This window comes from Streptococcus sp. GMD4S (assembly GCF_000296955.1).
Genome location: NZ_AJRE01000469.1, coordinates 1 through 3,064, shown reverse-complemented (window position 1 = coordinate 3,064; position 3,064 = coordinate 1). Strand labels below are relative to the sequence as shown.

2 protein-coding genes and 1 pseudogene are annotated in these 3,064 nt (G+C 43.0%); 2 read left to right on the top strand and 1 reads right to left on the bottom strand.

All coding sequences use genetic code 11. The features are described 5' to 3' along the window. Positions 1 to 286: 286 nt before the first annotated feature. A complete protein-coding gene (locus tag GMD4S_RS11680) occupies positions 287 to 1,726 on the top strand; it encodes a 6-phospho-beta-glucosidase (protein WP_000136073.1) in 1,440 nt (479 codons plus the stop codon). 119 nt (positions 1,727 to 1,845) lie between these two features. Further along, positions 1,846 to 2,790: a mannose-6-phosphate isomerase, class I gene (manA, locus tag GMD4S_RS11675; RefSeq protein WP_001294299.1), complete on the top strand. Its 945-nt coding sequence runs from the start codon at positions 1,846 to 1,848 to the stop codon at positions 2,788 to 2,790. Positions 2,791 to 2,831: 41 nt separating this feature from the next. Here manA and GMD4S_RS11670 read toward each other — a convergent pair. Beyond that, positions 2,832 to 3,064 (bottom strand): annotated as a pseudogene (locus GMD4S_RS11670) (sodium-dependent transporter); the annotation flags it as partial.

The following is a 3,064-nucleotide window of genomic DNA, read 5'->3' as shown; positions in this document are numbered from 1 at the left end:
AAGGGAACTTTATCCAGCCCTTGGTTGCAGCCATCAACTGTAGTCTCTGGGTTTACTACGGTCTTTTCAAGAAAGAAAGAGATATTCCACTTGCGGCTGCTAATGCACCAGGTATCGTTTTTGGCCTAGTAACGGCTATCACAGCTTTGATTTAAAAAGAAGACTGGTTTCAGTCTTTTTTTCGTATATATAAAAGTAAGTTTAGTGCTATTATTATCCAGAGGGTTCCAAACTTTTTGCCTCCTTTTTAGTATAATAGAAGTAATAAATCAATCGAGGTAAAGTGATGACAGAAATACTACAATTTCCAGAAGGATTCCTCTGGGGTGGTGCTACGGCAGCTAATCAATGTGAGGGTGCTTATAATCAAGATGGCCGTGGTCTTGCTAATGTGGATGTGGTACCGATTGGTCCAGACCGTGAGGCTATTATTACAGGTCAGAAAAAGATGTTTTCGTTTGAGGAGGGCTATTTTTACCCAGCAAAGGAAGCCATTGATATGTACCATCATTACAAGGAAGATATTGCGCTTTTTGCAGAAATGGGATTTAAAACCTATCGACTTTCCATTGCTTGGACTCGGATTTTTCCTCAAGGTGACGAAGCAGAGCCAAATGAAGTTGGTCTAGCTTTTTATGAGGATTTATTTAAGGAATGCCACAAGTATGGAATTGAACCACTGGTGACCATCACGCATTTCGATTGCCCCATGCACTTAATTAGGGAGTACGGTGGTTGGCGCAATCGTCGTATGTTGGACTTTTACGCAAATCTCTGTCACACCCTCTTTACCCGTTACAAGGGCTTGGTCAAGTACTGGCTCACCTTCAACGAAATCAATATGATTCTGCATGCCCCCTTTTTAGGAGCTGGGATTTGTTTTGAAGAAGGAGAAAATCAAGAACAGATCAAATACCAAGCAGCCCACCATGAGCTGGTAGCCTCGGCTATGGCGACTAAAATTGCTCACGAAATTGATCCAGAAAACAAGGTGGGATGTATGTTGGCAGCAGGACAATACTATCCCAACACTGCCCATCCGAGAGACTACTGGGCAGCTATGGAGGAAGACCGTAAGAGTTACTTCTTCATTGACGTCCAAGCGCGTGGGGAATACCCAAACTATGCCAAGAAACAGTGGGAGCGTGAGGGGATAGAAATTGAAATGACGGCAGAGGATTTGGATTTGTTGAAGAATCACACTGTTGATTTTGTTTCCTTCTCTTACTATGCGAGTCGAGTGGCCTCAGGCGATCCAGAAGTGACGAATCTGACCGCTGGAAATGTCTTTGCCTCTATCAAAAATCCTTATCTAGAATCCTCTGAATGGGGTTGGCAGATTGACCCACTGGGGCTTCGTATCACCCTCAATGCTATCTGGGATCGTTATCAAAAGCCTATGTTCATCGTAGAAAATGGCCTCGGTGCTATGGACACGCCAGATGAAAATGGATACGTAGCAGATGACTATCGGATTGCTTATCTAGAAGCCCACATCAAGGCTATGCGAGATGCTATTTACCAAGATGGCGTTGAATTGCTTGGTTATACGACTTGGGGTTGTATAGATCTGGTTTCTGCTGGAACAGGCGAAATGAACAAGCGTTATGGTTTTATCTATGTGGATCGTGATAATGCAGGTCAAGGAAGTCTCAAACGGAGCAAGAAGAAATCCTTCTACTGGTACAAGGATGTCATTGCCAGCAATGGTGCAAGTATTAAGTAGAGCACATTTGTTCACTATTTTTATAAAATCTTCTCCCTACTTTATAAGATGTGAAAAAGAGTTCAATTAGACCTGGCTTTTTGCTATAATGAAGTGAGAAAAATAGACAGGAGATCAAGATGTCAGAACCATTATTTTTACAATCAGTTATGCAAGAAAAAATCTGGGGTGGAACCAAGCTACGTGATGAGTTTGGCTACGACATTCCAAGTGAAAAAATCGGAGAATACTGGGCTATTTCAGCCCACCCAAATGGAGTTTCAAAGGTCGCTAATGGGCGTTTTGAGGGAACAGACCTAGCTACTTTGTATGCGGAACACCGTGAATTGTTTGGTAACCGTCCAGAACCTGTGTTTCCACTGTTGACCAAGATTCTCGATGCCAACGACTGGCTCAGTGTCCAAGTTCACCCAGACGATACCTATGGACTAGAGCACGAAGGCGAGTTAGGGAAAACAGAGTGTTGGTACATCATCGCAGCAGACGAAGGTTCAGAGATTATCTATGGCCACAATGCCAAATCAAAAGAAGAACTCCGCCAGCAAATCGAGGACAAGAACTGGGATACCTTGCTGACAAAAGTTCCAGTTAAAGCTGGAGATTTCTTCTATGTACCAAGCGGAACCATGCACGCTATCGGGGCGGGTATCTTGATTCTTGAAACCCAGCAGTCTAGCGATACCACCTACCGTGTTTATGACTTTGACCGCAAGGACGACAAGGGCAACTTGCGTGAACTTCACCTTGAAAAATCCATCGATGTTTTAAACATTGGAGAGCCTGCCAATAGCCGTCCTGTAACTATCAAAGCAGATGATCTACGTTCCACTCTCCTTGTGTCTAATGACTTCTTCGCAGTTTACAAGTGGGAAATCACTGGAAAAGTTGACTTTAAAAAGACAGCAGACTACAGTTTGTTTAGTGTCTTAGCTGGTCAAGGTCAGCTTACTATTGACGGGAAAAACTATCCAATCCAAAAAGGTAGCCACTTTATCCTACCAAGTGATGTTGAAGCTTGGACCCTAGAAGGGCAAGGTTTGGAATTGATTGTTAGCCATCCATAAAAAAAGAAAGGGCCTGAGTTTACTACTCAAGTCCTTTTTGATTACATAAATTGGGCGATAAAAACCACAATGATGATAATAGGAATGATGAAACGAAGGAGGAAAAGCCAGACTTGGAAAAGTCCTTGTTTCCATGCTCTTTCATCAAGATGGAGTTCCTCCTTAGCATGAGCCTTCTTAAAGATGTAGCCTGTAAAAAGTGACAGGCAGAGAGCTCCAAATGGCATGAGGAGATTGGAAACCAAGAAATCCATAGCATCAAAGAAGGTCTTCC

Coding starts and splice junctions, on each gene's coding strand:
- GMD4S_RS11680 (WP_000136073.1), top strand. CDS start 287: ATGACAGAAATACTACAATTTCCAGAAGGATTCCTCTGGGGTGGTGCT.
- manA (WP_001294299.1), top strand. CDS start 1,846: ATGTCAGAACCATTATTTTTACAATCAGTTATGCAAGAAAAAATCTGG.